The sequence below is a fragment of the Nocardia thraciensis genome, from assembly GCF_054782435.1.
The window spans coordinates 119,477-136,107 of record NZ_BAAGSM010000018.1 but is presented as its reverse complement, the minus strand read 5'-3'; the positions used below and the strand labels follow the sequence as shown (position 1 = coordinate 136,107).

Annotated in this window: 16 protein-coding genes; 9 read left to right on the top strand and 7 right to left on the bottom strand. The window is 67.1% G+C overall.

Annotated elements, in window-relative coordinates; genetic code table 11:
* Positions 1–254: 254 nt before the first annotated feature.
* From ACYVLQ_RS10055 to dnaA, 4 genes are all read right to left on the bottom strand, one after another.
* The gene (locus tag ACYVLQ_RS10055; RefSeq protein WP_460697126.1) at positions 255–830 is read right to left on the bottom strand and encodes a DUF721 family protein; all 576 of its coding nucleotides are present in this window, start codon (positions 828–830) and stop codon (positions 255–257) included.
* Between the two features lie 168 nt (positions 831–998).
* A complete protein-coding gene (recF, locus tag ACYVLQ_RS10050; RefSeq protein WP_460697125.1) occupies positions 999–2,240 on the bottom strand; it encodes a DNA replication/repair protein RecF in 1,242 nt (413 codons plus the stop codon).
* A 135-nt stretch (positions 2,241–2,375) separates the two neighbouring features.
* Positions 2,376–3,545 (bottom strand): DNA polymerase III subunit beta, encoded by a 1,170-nt coding sequence (dnaN, locus tag ACYVLQ_RS10045; RefSeq protein WP_460697124.1) that lies wholly within the window; start codon positions 3,543–3,545, stop codon positions 2,376–2,378.
* A gap of 804 nt (positions 3,546–4,349) precedes the next feature.
* Positions 4,350–6,107, bottom strand: a complete 1,758-nt coding sequence (gene dnaA, locus ACYVLQ_RS10040; protein ID WP_460697123.1) for a chromosomal replication initiator protein DnaA — start codon at positions 6,105–6,107, stop codon at positions 4,350–4,352.
* Positions 6,108–6,589: 482 nt separating this feature from the next.
* Between dnaA and rpmH the strand changes: the two genes are divergently transcribed.
* From rpmH to ACYVLQ_RS09995, 9 genes are all read left to right on the top strand, one after another.
* Positions 6,590–6,733 (top strand): 50S ribosomal protein L34, encoded by a 144-nt coding sequence (gene rpmH / locus ACYVLQ_RS10035; RefSeq protein ID WP_068025505.1) that lies wholly within the window; start codon positions 6,590–6,592, stop codon positions 6,731–6,733.
* An 85-nt stretch (positions 6,734–6,818) separates the two neighbouring features.
* Complete coding sequence (gene rnpA / locus ACYVLQ_RS10030; RefSeq protein ID WP_460697122.1) at positions 6,819–7,235, top strand: ribonuclease P protein component; 417 nt, start codon at positions 6,819–6,821, stop codon at positions 7,233–7,235.
* Positions 7,232–7,582 carry a membrane protein insertion efficiency factor YidD gene (gene yidD, locus ACYVLQ_RS10025; protein ID WP_460697121.1) on the top strand — a complete coding sequence of 117 codons (351 nt, stop codon included), beginning with the start codon at positions 7,232–7,234 and terminating at the stop codon, positions 7,580–7,582. The genes rnpA and yidD overlap by 4 nt, the downstream gene beginning before the upstream one ends.
* Positions 7,583–7,586: 4 nt before the next feature.
* The gene (gene yidC, locus ACYVLQ_RS10020; RefSeq protein ID WP_460697120.1) at positions 7,587–8,714 is read left to right on the top strand and encodes a membrane protein insertase YidC; all 1,128 of its coding nucleotides are present in this window, start codon (positions 7,587–7,589) and stop codon (positions 8,712–8,714) included.
* A gap of 58 nt (positions 8,715–8,772) precedes the next feature.
* Entirely contained in the window at positions 8,773–9,408 is a 636-nt protein-coding gene (locus ACYVLQ_RS10015) for a Jag family protein (RefSeq protein ID WP_460697119.1), read from the top strand.
* A gap of 96 nt (positions 9,409–9,504) precedes the next feature.
* The gene (gene rsmG, locus ACYVLQ_RS10010) at positions 9,505–10,248 is read left to right on the top strand and encodes a 16S rRNA (guanine(527)-N(7))-methyltransferase RsmG (protein WP_460697118.1); all 744 of its coding nucleotides are present in this window, start codon (positions 9,505–9,507) and stop codon (positions 10,246–10,248) included.
* 602 nt (positions 10,249–10,850) lie between these two features.
* The gene (locus ACYVLQ_RS10005) at positions 10,851–11,804 is read left to right on the top strand and encodes a ParA family protein (RefSeq protein ID WP_460697437.1); all 954 of its coding nucleotides are present in this window, start codon (positions 10,851–10,853) and stop codon (positions 11,802–11,804) included.
* Between the two features lies 1 nt (position 11,805).
* Positions 11,806–12,804: a ParB/RepB/Spo0J family partition protein gene (locus ACYVLQ_RS10000; protein ID WP_460697117.1), complete on the top strand. Its 999-nt coding sequence runs from the start codon at positions 11,806–11,808 to the stop codon at positions 12,802–12,804.
* Positions 12,805–13,031: 227 nt separating this feature from the next.
* Positions 13,032–13,772 carry a GNAT family N-acetyltransferase gene (locus ACYVLQ_RS09995; RefSeq protein ID WP_460697436.1) on the top strand — a complete coding sequence of 247 codons (741 nt, stop codon included), beginning with the start codon at positions 13,032–13,034 and terminating at the stop codon, positions 13,770–13,772.
* Between the two features lie 78 nt (positions 13,773–13,850).
* On the opposite strand, the gene ACYVLQ_RS09990 is transcribed toward ACYVLQ_RS09995, so the two are convergent.
* The 3 genes from ACYVLQ_RS09990 to trxB all read right to left on the bottom strand — a co-directional run bounded on the left by ACYVLQ_RS09990 (position 13,851) and on the right by trxB (position 16,597).
* Positions 13,851–15,050: an N-acetylmuramoyl-L-alanine amidase gene (locus tag ACYVLQ_RS09990; RefSeq protein WP_460697116.1), complete on the bottom strand. Its 1,200-nt coding sequence runs from the start codon at positions 15,048–15,050 to the stop codon at positions 13,851–13,853.
* Between the two features lie 198 nt (positions 15,051–15,248).
* The gene (gene trxA / locus ACYVLQ_RS09985; protein WP_460697115.1) at positions 15,249–15,578 is read right to left on the bottom strand and encodes a thioredoxin; all 330 of its coding nucleotides are present in this window, start codon (positions 15,576–15,578) and stop codon (positions 15,249–15,251) included.
* A gap of 32 nt (positions 15,579–15,610) precedes the next feature.
* Complete coding sequence (gene trxB / locus ACYVLQ_RS09980) at positions 15,611–16,597, bottom strand: thioredoxin-disulfide reductase (protein ID WP_460697114.1); 987 nt, start codon at positions 16,595–16,597, stop codon at positions 15,611–15,613.
* Positions 16,598–16,631 lie beyond the last annotated feature (34 nt).

Here is a 16,631-nt window from a genome sequence, read left to right as displayed (position 1 = left end):
AACGCGTCGAAGGTATCGCCGCTAGTTACCCCACCATCCTACTGGTACACCTGGCTCAGGATGCACCTATGACACCCCTGAGAGGGTCGTGAGTGCGTGAAATCGGTCGCTGCCGGGTCTGGTTGTAGGGTTCGGCGCTCCGGCGGGCCTCAGTGGCTCGTCGAGAGGCGGCCGGAAAAGTTTGCGGAAGGGGTTGAGCGATCTTCGAGCGACCGTCCGATTCCGCCGCGGCCGACCGGTTCCACGTGAAACCCTCATCCGTAGGTGTCCCGCGGACCGCGGCCCTTGATGTGGCGCTCGCCCTTGCGCCAGCTCGGTGCGGCCGGACCGCTGATCTTCAGCGAGGTGACCACGCCCTGGCCCACCGCGGCGACGATCTTCGCCAGGATCTGGGACTGCAGCATGCGCAGCTGGGTCGCCCACGCGGTGGATTCGGCCTGAACGCTCAAGACGCCGTCGGTCAGCGACACCGGGGTGGCGTGTGCCGCGACATCCTCCCCGACCACGCTCGCCCACCGGCCGAACACCATGCCCTCGGCCACCTTGCCGGACCAGCCGCGGCTCTTCGCCAGGGCTCCGGCGAGTGCGGACAACGGCTGCGGATCGCGCTCGTCCGGCCGGGCCCCCGACCATCCGGAGCGGCGCCGCAGCGCGCGAACCCCACCCTTGCGCGGCGACGCCCGCCCCTGGCCGACCGCCTTGCCGCTGGCCTTGGCCGCGGCCCGCGCCTCCTCCAGGGCACGCCGCGCCAGATCGACTCCACGCAGCTCGGTGCCCGACTCGGCCGGAGCGGCCGCTTCCGCGTCGCCGTACTCGGGTCCGTCCACCACCACTCCCTCACTCGATACCCTTCGTAGCCCAGCGGATTCCGCGCGAGCCGGGCCGGACACTGCTGGACAGGCTAGCCGGTCGGCACCCGTCTTCCGGCGCGCCGCGACCGGTGTCACGTGACATTGTTGCGACATCCGCGACCGAGTTCGTCTCGGCCACAACGATCATCAGGGCAACGCCGAGCCCGCGCCGGGTTCGACACCCTCCGATACCGCCGCCGGAGGGACACCGGACCGATCCGCCAGATAGGACGTGCGCGCGTCTGCCTCGCCGGTGGTTTCCACACACAGCGGGGTCGCCTCGAGTTCGGGCGGGACGTCTTCCGAGACCGCCGCGGTGATCAGGACCTGTTCCGCCGTGGCGGCCACCGCGGCCAATGCGGCGCGGCGGCGGCGATCCAGTTCGGCGAAGACGTCGTCCAGGAGCAGCACCGGATCGGTGCCGACGCTGCGCAGCAGTTCGAAGGCCGCCAGCCGCAGGGCCAGGGCGAACGACCACGATTCCCCATGGCTGGCAAAGCCTTTCGCCGGCGCCGAGCCGAGCACCAGCTCCAGATCGTCGCGATGCGGGCCGACGAGGCACACCCCGCGCTCGAGTTCCCTGGCTCGGGCGGCGGCCAGTTCCCGCACCATGATCGACTCCAGGGCCGCCGTATCGTCCGGCTGCGGCGCGCGGCCGGTGTCGAGGAATTCCGGCGGCAGATACGCACTGCGGTAGCGGATGGCCGCGGTGCGCGATTCCGGGGCGATCGAGCGGTACGACCGCTCCAGATAGGGATGCAGTTCGTGCACCAGGCGCAGCCGCTGCGCCAGCAGTTCCGCACCGTGCGCGGCGAGGTGACCGTCCCACACATCCAGCGTGCTCAGGTCGGCGGGCGTGCCCGCGCGCGAACGTGCCTGTCGGCCCGCGGTTTTCAACAGGGCCGACCGCTGCCGCAGCACACGGTCGTAATCCGAGCGCACCCCGGCCAGCCGGGGCAGCCGCGCGGTGCACAGCTCGTCCAGGAAGCGCCGGCGCTCCGACGGGTCGCCCCGCACCAGCGCCAGGTCCTCGGGCGCGAACAGCACCGTCTGCAGGATTCCGAGGATCTCCCGCGGCCGCCGCACCGGCGACCGGTTGATCTGGGCGCGGTTGGCGGAGCCCTGGTTCAGCTCGATATCGATCCGCAGCTCCCGGCCCGCGTTCACCACCGTGGCACCGATCCGGGAGCGCTGGGCGCCCAGCCGGATCAGCGGCGCGTCGGTGGACACCCGGTGCGAACCGAGAGTGGCGAGATAGCCGAGGGCCTCGACCAGATTCGTCTTCCCGTTGCCGTTCGAACCCAGGAAAACCGTTCGGCCCGTGGTCAGTTCGAGTTCGGTCTGCTCCCACGAGCGAAAGTCCCGCAGGCTCAACGCCCGGACGTGCATCGCTCAGTTCACCGTCCCCGCGGGCGTGATGCACGACTCGGTATGCGGCATGAGTTGTCCACGTGCCCAGAGTTTTTCACAGAGTTATCAACATTGTTCACAAAGGTCCGGCAGGGATCCGGCGCACCGCGAAACTCAGCCCGGCAGTCGAACGGGCATCAGCAGGTAGGTGTACGTGCCGCCCAGCGCCGCGAAGGCGCCGGACTCGAGCACCTCCGGGTCCTCGTCGGTGGTCGGGCACAGCACGGCCGGACGGCTGGGCGTGGTGAACCCGAAGGTCACCCGCTCGGAGTGCAGCGCGGACAGACCATCGTTGAGGTAACCAGGATTGAAGGCGATCGTCAGCGGCTCGCCGCGGAATTCGACCTCCAGCCACTCCTCGGCGCGGCCCGCGTCGTCGCCACCCGCGGACAGCAGCAGGCCCTGCTCGGAGAACTCCAGGCGCACCTGGGCGCCGCGCTCGGCTACCAGCGCCACGCGCTTGATGGCCTCGATCAGCGCACTCACCTGCAGCGTGGCGATCGAGGTGTGTTCCTTGGGGAGCAATTGGCGGAACTTGGGGAATTCCGCGTCGAGCAGCCGCGTGGTGGTGCGGCGGCCGCCGTTGACGATGCCGAGCAGACCGTCGGTGCCGGTGCCGAAGGCGAGCTGCACCGGCTGGTCGCTGGTGCCCAGCGTCTTGGCGGCCTCCGACAGGGTGCGCGCGGGCACCAGGACGGCCGTCTCCACGTCGTCGCGTCCGGGCTCCCACTCCAGGTGCCGGACCGCGAGGCGGAAGCGGTCGGTGGCCGCGAGAACGATCTTGGAGCCCTCGATCTCGACCCGGATGCCCGTCAGCATCGGGAGCGTATCGTCGCGACCGGCGGCGACGGCCACCTGGCCGACCGCCCCGGAGAACAGATCCACCCCGAGCTCACCGGTCTGCGGGGGCAGTTCGGGCAACTGTGGATAATCCTCGACCGGCATGGTCGGTAGCGAGAACTTCGCGCTGCCGCAGGCGATCAGCACGCGAGTGCCGTCGACGGAGACATCCACCGGCTTGTTGGACAGCGCCTTGGTGATATCGGCCAGCAGGCGGCCGGAGACGAGCACCTGCCCCGGACCGGCGACCTCGGCGGCCACGCGCATCTGGGCGGAGACCTCGTAGTCGAAACCGGAGACCGTCAGCCCGTCCTCGTCGGCGACGAGGAGGACACCGCCGAGCACCGGCACCGGCGGGCGAGACGGCAGACTGCGGGCCACCCAGGCGACGGATTCCGCGAAATCCTCGCGAGCGACCCGAAACTTCATGCTTGCAAGCTCCATCGCCCGGTATGTCCTCTCCCAAGTCTCGATCGGTCGTGATCCGTTCGGCTCGACGCCGTTTCATGCAGGGGTACTGGATCGGCCGCCCCGTCGTCCCACCGCAGTGTGTCACAGGCGACCGACATCAAACCGTACCCGCGCAGGCGCCGAATGACCACGCCGCCCTCCCGGTGCGTCGCCCTGCGGTCTGCCGCCCCTTCTCCTCATGGCTCGAACGTTCACCGAGTCCGGGGAGTCCGATCGCGCCGCTGCTCCACGATCCGAGTTTCCACACATCCTGTTTTGAAAGAAGTTATTGAAGAAGAAGAACTGAAACAGTAGTAGGCACTGTGGATTCTGTGGACCACGGGTGAATCCGCTGCTCGCGGGGCGTGGCGGCGTGGGGATGTCCGATGGGTGACTCGAGGATGAACGTGGAGTCGCTGTGGAGCCGACAAATCTGTCCCACCCCCATCCTCGAGCGGTCCTCGAGTTGTTCCAGCACGATGCCCGGTTTGTACACATCTGTGCGCAAACCAGTGGACAACTCGAGGATTCCTCGAGGACCTGACAGGGACTCCTCGAGGAATCCACAAGCACAACTTCCGATCGGTGCAGGTGAGAGCCCGTGGATGAGCCGGTCTGTGCGAACTGTGCACCAACGGGTGTGAATGGCGGTGTCAACACCCCTGCCGACAAACTGTGGGTAAAACGGTGGAGAACAGGGGGATTCCTCGAGGACTCCCCAGGGATTCCTCGAGGAATCCACAACACGAAAAAGCCGATCCACCCAGGTCACTCGGTGGATCGGCTTGGGGAGAAGGATCAGCGGGAGCGCTGCTTGATTCGGGCTGTGAGTTCTTGAACCTGGTCGTACACGCGGCGCCGCTCGGTCATTTCCTTGCGCACCTTTTTCTCGGCGTACATGACCGTGGTGTGGTCGCGGCCGAACGCCTGACCGATCTTCGGCAGGGACAGGTCGGTCAGCTCGCGGCACAGATACATCGCGATCTGCCGCGCCTGGGCCAGCGGTCGGGCCTTGCCCGGCCCGGTCAGCTCCTCGAGCGTGGTGTTGAAGTACTCCGCGGTGACGGCCATGATCGTCGACGCGGTGATCTCGATCGTGGTGGTGTCGGGCATCAGGTCGCGCAGCACCACCTCGGCCAGCGACAGATCCAGCGGCTGCCCGTTCAGCGAGGCGAAGGCCGTGACCCGGATCAGCGCGCCCTCCAGTTCGCGGATATTGCGTTCCACCCGGCTGGCGATGAGTTCGAGCACGTCGTGCGGGACGTCGAGGCGATCCATCCGCGCCTTCTTGCGAAGGATCGCTATCCGCGTCTCGAGCTCCGGCGGCTGCACGTCGGTGATCAGGCCCCATTCGAACCGGGTGCGCAGCCGTTCCTCCAGCGTGGCCAACTGCTTGGGCGGCCGGTCGGACGAGACCACGATCTGCTTGTTGGCGTTGTGCAGCGTGTTGAAGGTGTGGAAGAACTCCTCCTGGATGCCTTCCTTACCCTCGATGAACTGGATGTCGTCCACCAGCAGGATGTCGGTCTCGCGGTAGCGGCGCTTGAACGCGACCTTGCGGTCGTCGCGGAGGCTGTTGATGAAGTCGTTGGTGAATTCCTCGGTGGATACGTATTTCACCCGCATCCCCGGGAACAGCCGCTGGGCGTAGTGACCGGCCGCGTGCAGCAGATGGGTCTTGCCCAAACCGGAAGCCCCCCAGACGAACAGCGGGTTGTAGGCCCGGGCGGGAGCCTCGGCGATCGCGACGGCGGCCGCGTGCGCGAACCGGTTGGAGGCGCCGATGACGAATGTCTCGAAGGTGTACTTCGCATTGAGGCTGGCCGAGGAGGCCGGGGGTGTCGGGGTCGGCTCCGGCGATTTGGCGAAGTAGGTCGGCCAGGAGTTGCGCACGTTGACCACGGGTTCGTCATTGTCCGCGCGCTCCGGCTCGGAGGCGAACAGCGACTCCTGGCCCGGTGATCCGTTGCCGCCCGGGCCCGGAGACAGTTCCCTGTCGCGTCGAGGCGGGGCGGGTTCATCCGGTCCGGCGTCGCCTGGCAATTCTCCGGCCACCGGTTGAGCGGCGAACTCGTGCTGGGGATAGTCGGCACGACCGGGGAACTCGGCTGGGGAGAGATAGCGTGGCGGGGCATATTCCGGGGGCGCCGAGTAGTCCGGCTGCGCCGGATAACCCACAGGTTCGCGGGGGGCCTCCCGCACCCGCTCGGGGCGGGAGGTCAGCCGGGCGTGGCGGGGCGGACCGGCGGGCCGGTCGGCCGGTGGCGCGGCCGGTGCGGCGATCCGGACGCCGAGGCCCTCGACCTGTGGACCGAGCCGACGGGCCAGCGACCGCAGGATGGGCTCGCGCAGATCGCGTTCGATCGCCTCCTGCGCCAAAGAGGAAGGTACCGAGAGCAGCGCGAATCCCTGAGCCACCGTCAGCGGTTTGACCAGGCCCAACCACGCCTTCTGGGCGTTGGTGACCGGTGGAATGGCGCCGTCGGTGGAGCCCGCGGTGAGCTCGGCGACCACCTCTGGCCACACGCCGGTCAACACGTTCTGCTCGTCGTCCACGTACGTTTCCTCCCCGGAATAGGTAGATAGGAGCAGACGGTCGGGCACCACCCGCATCCCCCCGCAGCGCGAGCGTAGGCGTGGCCGTCGGCCATACGAATATGCCACTCCAGGGGTCTTTCCACACAATTATCCACAGATGTGGAGAACCACAGTGATGTGAGTCGAGCTGCCATGCGCCCCCACGCGGCGCTTCAACCAGCGCTTCTGCAGCAATCTTCTGGCTATGTACTCTAGTGGCTCGGGTGAGTCGTCGGCAAGGGTGGTTCACGGCCGTGTCGTTCGCCACCGGGACCCCGGTTTGACCTGGCCGGAGCCGGTCAGTACTCTCGTACAGTCACCCATTGACGTGGTGGCGGCTGCGTGCTGCCCGTGTCTCGATGGGCGCTGCGCCGAAGACGACCTTGTCGCTCGTCGCAGACCAGCATTACCCACAAGCTTCGGGCGCCGCCGGGCGCCCACCAACTCGAGGAGTGTTGACCGTGGCCAAGGGCAAGCGGACGTTCCAGCCGAACAACCGTCGTCGGGCGCGGGTCCACGGGTTCCGCCTCCGGATGCGCACCCGTGCGGGCCGCGCCATCGTGTCGGCGCGGCGGCAAAAGGGCCGCGCCAAGCTCACGGCCTGATCCATCGGTACCGGCATCGGCGCCATGCCCCGTTCGCCGTTCGGTCCGCCGAACCCCGCCATCCGTTACGCGCTCGGACACTCGGGTGTTGCCTGAACCGTATCGGCTGCACCATCGTGCCGATTTCTCCCGGACGGTGCGGCGTGGCAGGCGAATCGGGAGGCGCGATCTGGTCGTGCATGCGTTATCGACAACTCCGGTGTCCGACGACGCCGGAGAGGAAACCGCTGGGCCGTCGATTCGTATCGGCGGTCCGCGGTTCGGTTTGATCGTCAGCAAGGCGGTGGGCAACGCGGTGGTACGTCACCGCGTCGCCCGCCGCCTGCGTCATATCTGTGCTCCCCTGGCAAGCGAGGTGTCGGCGGAGGCGGACATCGTGATCCGGGCGCTGCCGGGTGCCGCGACCGCGTCCTCGGCCGAACTCGATCGGCAGGTGCGTGCCGCGCTCCGCAAGCTGTTACTCGAAAGCGCCACACCCGATCTCGCGGGCAGGTCGTCATGAGCCGTCTCGCGGTGCTGATTCGGCTGCCCGCCACCGTGCTCATCTTTCTCATCGAGCTGTACCGGACCTATGTCTCCCCCACCCGCATGCCGGTGTGCCGCTTCACCCCGACCTGTAGCGAGTACGCGGTGACCGCGCTGCGTACCCGGGGGCTGTTCGTCGGTGTCGGATTGACAGCCGTGCGTCTGGCCAAATGCGCACCCTGGCACCCTGGTGGGTGGGACCCCGTTCCGGAGCCGAAACGGAGCGGGGCGGCGGCGAGCCGCGAGTCGGAGCCGGCCGCACACGAGCTTTGTAATGGGTCGCCGCGTGCGGTGGCCGGTGATACGACCGACGGGAGTACATAGAGCCGTGCTCGATTTCATCTACTATCCGGTGTCTTGGATCTTGTGGTTCTGGCACCGTGTCTTCGGGTTCGCGCTGGGCGCCGACAACGGTCTGGCCTGGGCGCTGGCCGTGGTGTTCCTGGTGTTCACCCTGCGGCTGGTGCTCTACAAGCCGTTCGTCAAGCAGGTGCGGACCACCCGGCAGATGCAGGAATTGCAGCCCCAGATCAAGGAGCTGCAGAAGAAGTACAAGAACGATCGCCAGAAGATGGCGACCGAGATGCAGAAGCTGCAGAAGGACCACGGCTTCAATCCGCTCATGGGCTGTCTGCCCGTGCTGGCGCAGGTGCCGGTGTTCCTCGGTCTCTACCACGTGCTGCGGTCGTTCAACCGGACCGGCACGGGCTTCGGCCAGTTGGGCATGTCGGCCTACGACAACGCGCACACCCCGAACTACGTCTTCAACGCCGAGGATGTGCAGTCGTTCCTGAGCGCCCGCATCTTCGGCGCGCCGATCTCGGTGGCGATCACGACGCCCAGGACGCAGCTGGATGCCTTCCTCGACTATGGCGGTATCCCCCAGGTTCTGAACATCGCCGCGGTCGCGATTCCGCTGATGGTGATCGCCGGTCTGGCAACGCATTTCAACGCTCGTGCCTCGGTGGCGCGGCAGAGCCCGGAGGCGGCCGCCAACCCGCAGGCCGCGCTGATGAACAAGATGGCGCTGTGGGTGTTCCCACTGGGCGTGATCGTGGGTGGTCCCTTCCTCCCGATCGCCATCCTGATCTACTGGGTCTCCAACAACATCTGGACCTACGGACAGCAGCATCTCGTCTTCGGCCGCATCGAGAAGGAAGAGGAAGCGAAGAAGCAGCAGGCGATCGAGCGGCGCGCGTCGAACGCGCCCAAGCCGGGTGCCAAGCCGAATCCGAAGAACAAGCAGAAGGCCGGATCGGCCGACGAGCCGACGGACGAGCCGATCGATGCTCCGGTGGATGCGTCGGCGACCGACGGCGATGTCTCCCCCGCGACCCGCAACGGCGCCGGATCGGGTAAGTCGGGCAAGGCGACCGCCTCGTCGCGCAAGGGTGGACAGGGCAATCGGAAGCGATCCGGAAACCGCGGCCGTGCGAATCAGAAGCGGCGTCGCTAGCCGACTCACGCGACCGGCCGGATACGACGGATGATTCAGATCGAAGGAAACGACACACATGACTGTTGAGACCGATGGAGGGGACGCCACTGTGGCCCTCGGCGCAAACGGCACAACCGTGGCGGGCACCGCGGAGAGCCATGATCCGGAAACCGCGACCGATCGCGCATCGGATGCCGCGGAAAACCGCGAGCCCGAATCGGAGGCGGCGAGCGGGGATGTGAGCGAGGCGGAGGAAGCGCTCATCGAAGAGGGCGAGATCGCCGGCGACTATCTCGAACAGTTGCTGGACGTGCTCGACTTCGACGGTGATATTGATCTGGACGTCGAGGGCGACCGGGCGGTCGTGAGCATCGACGGCGGTCGCGATCTGTCGAAGCTGGTGGGCCGGCGCGGTGAGGTCCTGGATGCCTTGCAGGAGCTGACCCGGTTGGCCGTGCAGCAGACGACCGGTGTGCGCAGTCGGCTGATGCTGGACGTGGCGGGCTGGCGGGCGAAGCGCCGGGAGGAGCTGAGCGCCCTGGGTGCGGCGGCGGCGCAGCGCGTCCTGGACTCCGGCAAGCCGGAGTCCCTGTCGCCGATGACGCCGTTCGAGCGCAAGATCGTGCACGATGCCGTGGCCGAGGTCGACGGGGTCGAGAGCGAGAGCGAGGGCGTCGAGCCGAATCGGCACGTGGTGGTGCTGCCGTCCTGAGCGCTGTGCGATGCGGGTTGGGCCCCTGGTTCGCGGAACCGGGGGCCCTAGCCTTGTGTGGGCCCGTGTGTGACGATCTGTCGCGAATCCGGAAGGATGTTTCACGTGGAACGAGGAACCGGCGTGAGTAACCCGGAGCACTCCCCTACCCCGGATGCGGCGCCGCCGGAGCCGCCGGCGGCGGCCGAGCGGATATTCGGCGACCGGCTTCCGCTGGCCCGTCGATACTGTGCGGCGTTGGCGACGGCCGGGGTGCAGCGCGGGCTGATCGGACCGCGCGAGGTGCCTCGGCTCTGGGATCGGCACATCCTGAACTGTGCGGTGCTCGGCGAGCTAATCCCGACCGGAGCGGCCGTCGTGGACATCGGCAGTGGGGCGGGACTGCCCGGAATCCCCCTCGCCATCGCCCGGCCGGATCTCCGCGTGACCCTTGTCGAACCGTTGCTGCGTCGGACCATTTTCCTGGCGGGGTTCATCGAGGAGGAGGCGGGACTCGAGGTGACGGTCGTGCGCGGCCGGGCGGAGCAGTCGGACGTGCGGAAGGTGGCGGGCGGCGCGGATGTGGTGACCTCGCGGGCGGTGGCGCCGTTGAGCAAGCTCGCGAAGTGGTCGCTCCCCCTGGTGCACCACCACGGTCGGATGCTGGCGCTCAAAGGGTCGAGCGCGGCCGAGGAGTTGGAGCGCGACCGTACCGAGTTGCTGCGCGCGGGCGGCGGCCACGCCCAGGTGTTGGAGTGCGGCGCCGGAATCGTGGATCCGCCGACCGTCGTGCTGAGCGTCGAGCGCCTCCCCCGCGCCGAGCGGAAGGCAGAGGGCGGCAAGCCGAAGCGGCGTCGGTGAGGCGGTCTCCCGGCGGGCCCGAATCTTGCGCGAGGCACCGTTTCATGTGAAACATGACGGGGCGGCAGGAACGCGATCTCGATCCCGGCGTCCCGCCCCGACAGTTGAGTGCCCGCCCCGCGGCAGTTGTTTCATGTGAAACCTCGCCCCCTGACCCGTCCGGTCGAGCCGCTGAGCCAGCTGGCCAAGAGTGGAGTGCGGGTGCCGCGGGGCTTATTGCGCAATGTGACCGAGTGGACGCGGATGACGATGGTTGTCAGGCGGGCGGCGGCGTTGGCTCGTTTCACGTGAAACCGGTCGCGGACGCGGGTGGGTTCCTTGGCGCGCGGGGGGCCGCGAAAACGCCCTTTGGGCAACAAAGTTTGCGTATCGGGGTGTGATCGCCGCGGTTCAACTTCCGTAATGTGCGCGGTGCTGGCAAGCTAGGTGCAGTCGAGCGTGAGCGCAGATTCGAGGTGCCCGACAGGCTCGCGCTCCGCTTGCTCGAGCCAATGCGGCGCCGATGCTGCTTGGGCACGTGTCTGAAGTTCTCGGGGTTAGGAGCCTGTATGTCGAACGGTCCGGCGAATGTTTCACGGGAAACAACGTCGCGGGTGCCCGGAATGCTGGACGGTAGTGGCTTCGATCTGGACGAGCTCGGCCGCCCGTTCGGGAGCATCACCGCCGACACGCCCATCGCGGCCGAGGCGCAGCGAGCCAGCCAGGTGTTGCATCCTGGTTCGATGACCATCCCGAAGCCGCGCGAACAACGAATCATCACCATCGCGAATCAGAAGGGCGGCGTAGGGAAGACGACGACGGCGGTGAATCTCGCAGCGGCACTTGCGCTACAGGGGATGACCGTCCTCGTCATCGATCTCGATCCGCAGGGCAACGCCAGCACGGCACTCGGCGTCGAGCACCATTCCGGCGTGCCCTCCTCCTACGAGCTGCTCATCGGCGAAGCGTCTGTGCAAGAGGCGATTCAGCAGAGTCCACACAACGAGCGGCTGCTGTGCATTCCCGCCACCATCGATCTGGCCGGTGCCGAGATCGAACTGGTGTCGATGGTCGCCCGCGAGGGACGGCTCAAGGCGGCGATCCAGGATGCGAACTTCGCGGGCTACGACATCGACTACGTGATGATCGACTGCCCCCCCTCGCTCGGTCTGCTCACCGTCAACGCGCTGGTGGCCGCCAAGGAGGTACTGATCCCGATTCAGTGCGAGTACTACGCGCTGGAGGGTGTGGGGCAGCTGATCCGCAATATCGGTCTGGTGCAGGCGCACCTGAATCCAGAGCTGCACGTGTCGACCGTCGTGCTCACGATGTACGACGGGCGGACCAAGCTGGCCGATCAGGTCGCCGAGGAGGTGCGCGGTCACTTCGGTGATGTGGTGCTGCGGTCGGTGATCCCCCGCAGCGTAAAGGTCTCGGAGGCACCGGGTTACGGCATGACGGTGCTGGATTACGATCCGGGTTCCCGGGGTGCGATGAGCTATTTGGATGCTGGTCGCGAGATGGCCGCCAGGTCGGTCGCGGTGGTTGGTGGAGTGAACGAGGAAAGGGGCCGGTAGGTTGACTCAGGCGAAGAAGGGTGGACTGGGGCGTGGGCTCGCCGCGCTGATCCCGACCGGACCGACCGATGTGCAGGGGCTCGGCAGTGCCGCGGCGAATGCCGTCATCGGACTGGACCCGATCGGCCCGCATCCGGCCTCGGCGTACCTGCACCGGGTCCCCGACCCCGCGGAGGGATCCGACGCCGGAGCCGTGTATCGGGAGATTCCGCCGGATCAGATTCAGCCCAACCCGAAGCAGCCGCGTCAGGTCTTCGAGGAAGACGCGCTGAACGAATTGATCCACTCGGTCCGCGAATTCGGGCTCATGCAGCCGATCGTGGTCCGACTGCTGGAGTCCTCCCCCACCCCGCGCTACCAGATCGTCATGGGCGAGCGCCGGTGGCGGGCCTGCCAGGACGCGGGTCTGGAAACCATTCCGGCCATCGTCCGGGAGACTACCGACGACGCGATGCTTCGCGACGCCCTGTTGGAGAACATCCACCGGGTGCAGCTCAACCCGCTCGAGGAGGCGGCAGCGTACCAGCAGCTGCTGGAGGAGTTCGACGTCACCCACGAGGAGCTGGCGACTCGGATCGGCCGGTCCCGACCGGTCGTCACGAATATGATCCGGCTGCTGAAGCTTCCGATTCCGGTACAGCGCCGGGTGGCGGCGGGGGTGTTGTCCGCCGGGCACGCCCGTGCGCTGCTAGGCCTGGAGTCCGGCGCGGAGGCACAGGAGCGGCTCGCGGAACGGATTGTCGCCGAGGGCCTTTCGGTCCGCGCCACCGAGGAGGCGGTCACTCTCGCGAACCGCTACCCCGACGAGGAGAAGAAGCGTCCCGTCGAACGGAAACCGGTCCAGATGCCGGGTCTGGATCGGCTGGCCGAGCGTCTTGCCGATTCGTTCGATACCCGTGTAACCGTGAGCATGGGAAAGAAGAAAGGCAAGATCGTCGTCGAATTCGGGGACGTGGCCGATCTGGAACGCATCGTGGCAATGATGGAGCAGCAGCGCTAGTGCGACGAGTGATCACGGCCGAAATCCGCGTGATCACCGGAGATACTTGGACCTTGGCGGGAAAACGTCACTGTGACGGTGCCTTTCTGAGTCGCGTCTGCGATCCCGATGGACGGCACAGCTACCGAAATGAGGCGGTTCGCTTTGATCGCTTATTCTTGCTGGCGAGTAGATACTGATGCAGCGTGAGTCTGGATGAATCGGAGAGCTGGAGGCTGAGCAGAGCGGTGTCGACCAGCGTTACCGCACTTACCCTCGGCGGACTCGACAAACTCCCGGCGCATGCCCGTCGGTGTGTGTTCTGGGAGATCGATCCCGCCGTGGCCGAGGATTCGCGCGAATTCAGCGACCCGGTCTTCGAGAAGGAGGCGTGGCTGTCCACGGTGCTCCTCGAGTGGGGTTCGTGCGGCCAGATCGCGCTCGTCGACGGCCAGCCCGCCGGGTGCGCGCTGTACTCGCCACCCAGCGCGGTACCCCGGGCTGCCCTCTTCCCCACCTCCCCGGTGAGTGCCGACGCGGTCCTGCTGACCACGCTGCGGACCGATCTCCCCTACCGGGACAGCGGGATAGCCGACCGGTTGATCCAGGCGGTGGTGGCCGATCTGATGCGCCGTGGGGTGCGGGCCATCGAGGCCTTCGGCATCCGCAAGGATCCGGCGGCCACGTCGATGTCGACGCGCTCGATCAGCTCCATGTTCCTGATGGAACGCATCGATACGCCCGCACACGGCATCCCGTCGGCGCCGCGTCAGCACACCGACTCCCGATGCTCCCCCGAGAGCTGCATGATCGACGCCGAATTCTTGGAGGATGTCGGATTCACCGTGGTGGCGCAGCATCATCGGTTTCCGCGCCTGCGCCTGGAGCTCGACAGCGACCACCTCTGGAAGGAGGATGTCGAGCGCGCGCTGGACCAGCTGTTGGCCGCCGCGTCGGCCGAGGCGAAGCCCCGGGTCGGCTGCCCCTGAGCGCTGAGCGGTTCCGGCGAAAAGCATGCCGGAAATAGGGAGGGCAGCCGGAAGGTGGGAGGGGAACTGGCGGGGCCGTTACATGCGGTCCGCGGCGGCCAGTTCCTCTGCCAGCAGCTCGGCGAAAGTGTATGTGCCCGTGGGCTGATCGTCCTGGCCGAGCAGGTACAGCCGCTTGACCGAGATCAGGATGGCCTCGGCGATCACATCGCGCATGCGCGGATTGGTCAGCACCGAGGCGTCGTATTCGTTGGTCAGATAACCGATGTCGACCTGGACGGTCGGCATCTTGGTCAGCCGCAGCAGATCCCAGGTGCGCGAATGGGTCCGGCAGTCCTGCAGCGAGGTGCGCGCCACGATCTCACGCTGGATGAATCCGGCCAGCACCTGCCCGATCATCGACACCGAACCGTGCGAATTGCCGAAGTGGAAGCTGGCGACGCCGCTCGCCACGGGGCTGGGGTTGGTGGCGCAGCGCAGCGAGATCATGAGATCGGCGTCGAAAGTGTTGGAGGTCTCGGCGCGTTCGGCATCTGAGAGGTTGGCGCCCCACGGCCGGGACAGGAAGGTCTCCATACCGGTGGCGGCCATCCGGCCCTCGAGACGGCTCGCCAGATCCCAGAGGATCTCCGATTCGTAGACGTCACCGAACTCGGTGGGGACCGCGAATCCCTTGTCCGGCCCGCCCATTCCCGGGTCGATGACGATTCGCTTCCCGGTGAGCTGCGGTCCGGCGCGGTGCACGACCTCCTCCTCCGCGATCCGGTGCGGATTCCCGCCCGTCACGCGGGCGCCGAGCAGATCCAGCGAGCGCAGTGTGTCCGGGCCGCAGATGCCGTCGGCGGACAGGCCGATCTCGCGCTGGAACGCGGTCAGGGCGTCGTGGGTGTGCGGGCCGAAATAGCCGTCGATGCGGTGCACATAGAAGCCGAGGTCCTGTAGGCGCCGCTGCAGCGTGGCCACGTCGTCGCCGTACAGCGGGGCCGACAGCTGGTAGATCAGCGTGCGGGCGCCGAGGCGATAGGACGCCTCCTTCAGTGCCCGATAGGTGGCGGGGCCGACGACACCGTCCACGAGAAGCCCGCGATGCTGCTGGAAGGCGCGCACCGCGGAGTCGAGACCGTGGTCGAATACGGCGTCGGAATCCTTCCAGTACTCGCCGTGCCCGTCGGATCGATCGGCGCCGTTGGGGCGGATGTGCAGGAATCCGAGACTTGCCAGGGTGCTCCGAACCTCAGCGACGGCTGGTCCAGTATCGCCGTGACGAAGTCGGTGCATGCGTGAGAGCCCTTTCCTTCCGCCAACCCGGGTACCCACTCATACGACGGCTCACACCCTCGCACGACCGGAGCGTCGGTCGATTGTCTCAGACCCGGACCGAATTTCAGCAATTCTCCAGGTGCAGAGATCCTACTCCCGGCATTCGCGCCGAAATACTACAGCGCCGACCGAGTTCCCGTAGGCGCAGTACTGCTTTCAGAGAACGTCTTCGAGTTCGCGCAGCAGGGCCGCCTTGCCCTTGGCGCCGACGATCCGCTTGGTCTCCTTGCCACCGGAGAACAGGATCATCGTGGGCAGCGAGAGAATGCCGTAATCCTTCGAGGTCACCGGATTGGCGTCGGCGTCCACCTTGGCGATGGTCAGCTTGTCGGAGTTCGCGGCGGCGATCTCCTCGAGCACCGGGGCGACCATCTTGCAGGGACCGCACCAGGCCGCCCAGAAATCGACGAGGACCGGCTTGTCACTGCCCAGCACGACCCGCGCGAACGTGTCGTCGGTGACGGTCTTGGTGGCGGTTTCGGACATGATTGAACTCCTCGAGCTCGACTGGCGATGAATCAGTGTGCGGAGACTTCGACCGGCTGTCCGGCGTGGTCCAGGGTGTTGGCGGTGATGTCGCCCTTGTCGGCCAGCCAGCGCTCGGCATCCATGGCCGCGCGGCAGCCGGTGCCCGCGGCGGTGATTGCCTGGCGGTAGATGTGGTCGACGAGATCGCCGGCCGCGAAGACGCCCTCGACGGAGGTGGCGGTGGTGGGCTGGTTCACCAGCACGTAGCCCTCGCCGTCCAGATCGACCTGGCCGCGCACCAGTTCGCTGCGCGGATCGTGACCGATGGCGACGAACAGTCCGGTCGCGGCCAGTTCGGAGGTTTCGCCGGTCTTGGTGTCGCGCAGGGTCAGGCTCGTGACGCTGTCCTCGCCGTGCACCTCGAGGATCTCGGCATTGGTGCGGAAGCGGATCTTCTCGTTGCTCTTGGCCCGCTCCAGCATGATCCGGGAGGCGCGGAACTCCTCGCGGCGGTGCACGATGGTGACGCTGGCGGCGAACTTGGTGAGAAATGTCGCCTCCTCCATCGCCGAATCGCCGCCACCGACGACCACGATGTCCTGGCCCTTGAAGAAGAAGCCGTCGCAGGTGGCGCAGGCGCTGACGCCGCGGCCGAGCAGTCGCTGCTCCCCCGGGACGCCGAGGTAGCGCGCCGCCGAACCCATGGCGAGCACCACCGCGTAGGCCTGGTGCGTCTCGCCGCCGACGGTGACGCTCTTGATGGGGCCGGACAGGTCGATCGCCTCGACATCCTCGGTGCGGATGTCGGCACCGAAGCGCTTGGCTTGCTCGCGCATCTCCTCCATCAGGTCCGGGCCCATGATGCCGTCGCGGAAGCCGGGGAAGTTCTCCACCTCGGTGGTCGTCATCAGTGCGCCGCCGAACTGGGTGCCCTCGAACAGCAAGGGTTCGAGTTCGGCCCGGGCCGCGTAGACGGCGGCGGTGTAGCCGGCGGGGCCGGAGCCGACGATGATGAGATCGCGAACAGGCGTGTTCATGAGGCCCTTCCGAGGGAGTGTGTCATCAGGCTTG

What these genes read in the sequence shown, in the direction of transcription:
- trxB (WP_460697114.1), bottom strand. Translation starts at nt 16,597, where the DNA reads ATGAACACGCCTGTTCGCGATCTCATCATCGTCGGCTCCGGCCCCGCC.
- ACYVLQ_RS10005 (WP_460697437.1), top strand. Translation starts at nt 10,851, where the DNA reads ATGCTGGACGGTAGTGGCTTCGATCTGGACGAGCTCGGCCGCCCGTTC.
- ACYVLQ_RS09990 (WP_460697116.1), bottom strand. Translation starts at nt 15,050, where the DNA reads ATGCACCGACTTCGTCACGGCGATACTGGACCAGCCGTCGCTGAGGTT.
- ACYVLQ_RS10015 (WP_460697119.1), top strand. Translation starts at nt 8,773, where the DNA reads ATGACTGTTGAGACCGATGGAGGGGACGCCACTGTGGCCCTCGGCGCA.
- trxA (WP_460697115.1), bottom strand. Translation starts at nt 15,578, where the DNA reads ATGTCCGAAACCGCCACCAAGACCGTCACCGACGACACGTTCGCGCGG.
- recF (WP_460697125.1), bottom strand. Translation starts at nt 2,240, where the DNA reads ATGCACGTCCGGGCGTTGAGCCTGCGGGACTTTCGCTCGTGGGAGCAG.
- rsmG (WP_460697118.1), top strand. Translation starts at nt 9,505, where the DNA reads ATGTTTCACGTGGAACGAGGAACCGGCGTGAGTAACCCGGAGCACTCC.
- yidD (WP_460697121.1), top strand. Translation starts at nt 7,232, where the DNA reads ATGAGCCGTCTCGCGGTGCTGATTCGGCTGCCCGCCACCGTGCTCATC.
- dnaN (WP_460697124.1), bottom strand. Translation starts at nt 3,545, where the DNA reads ATGGAGCTTGCAAGCATGAAGTTTCGGGTCGCTCGCGAGGATTTCGCG.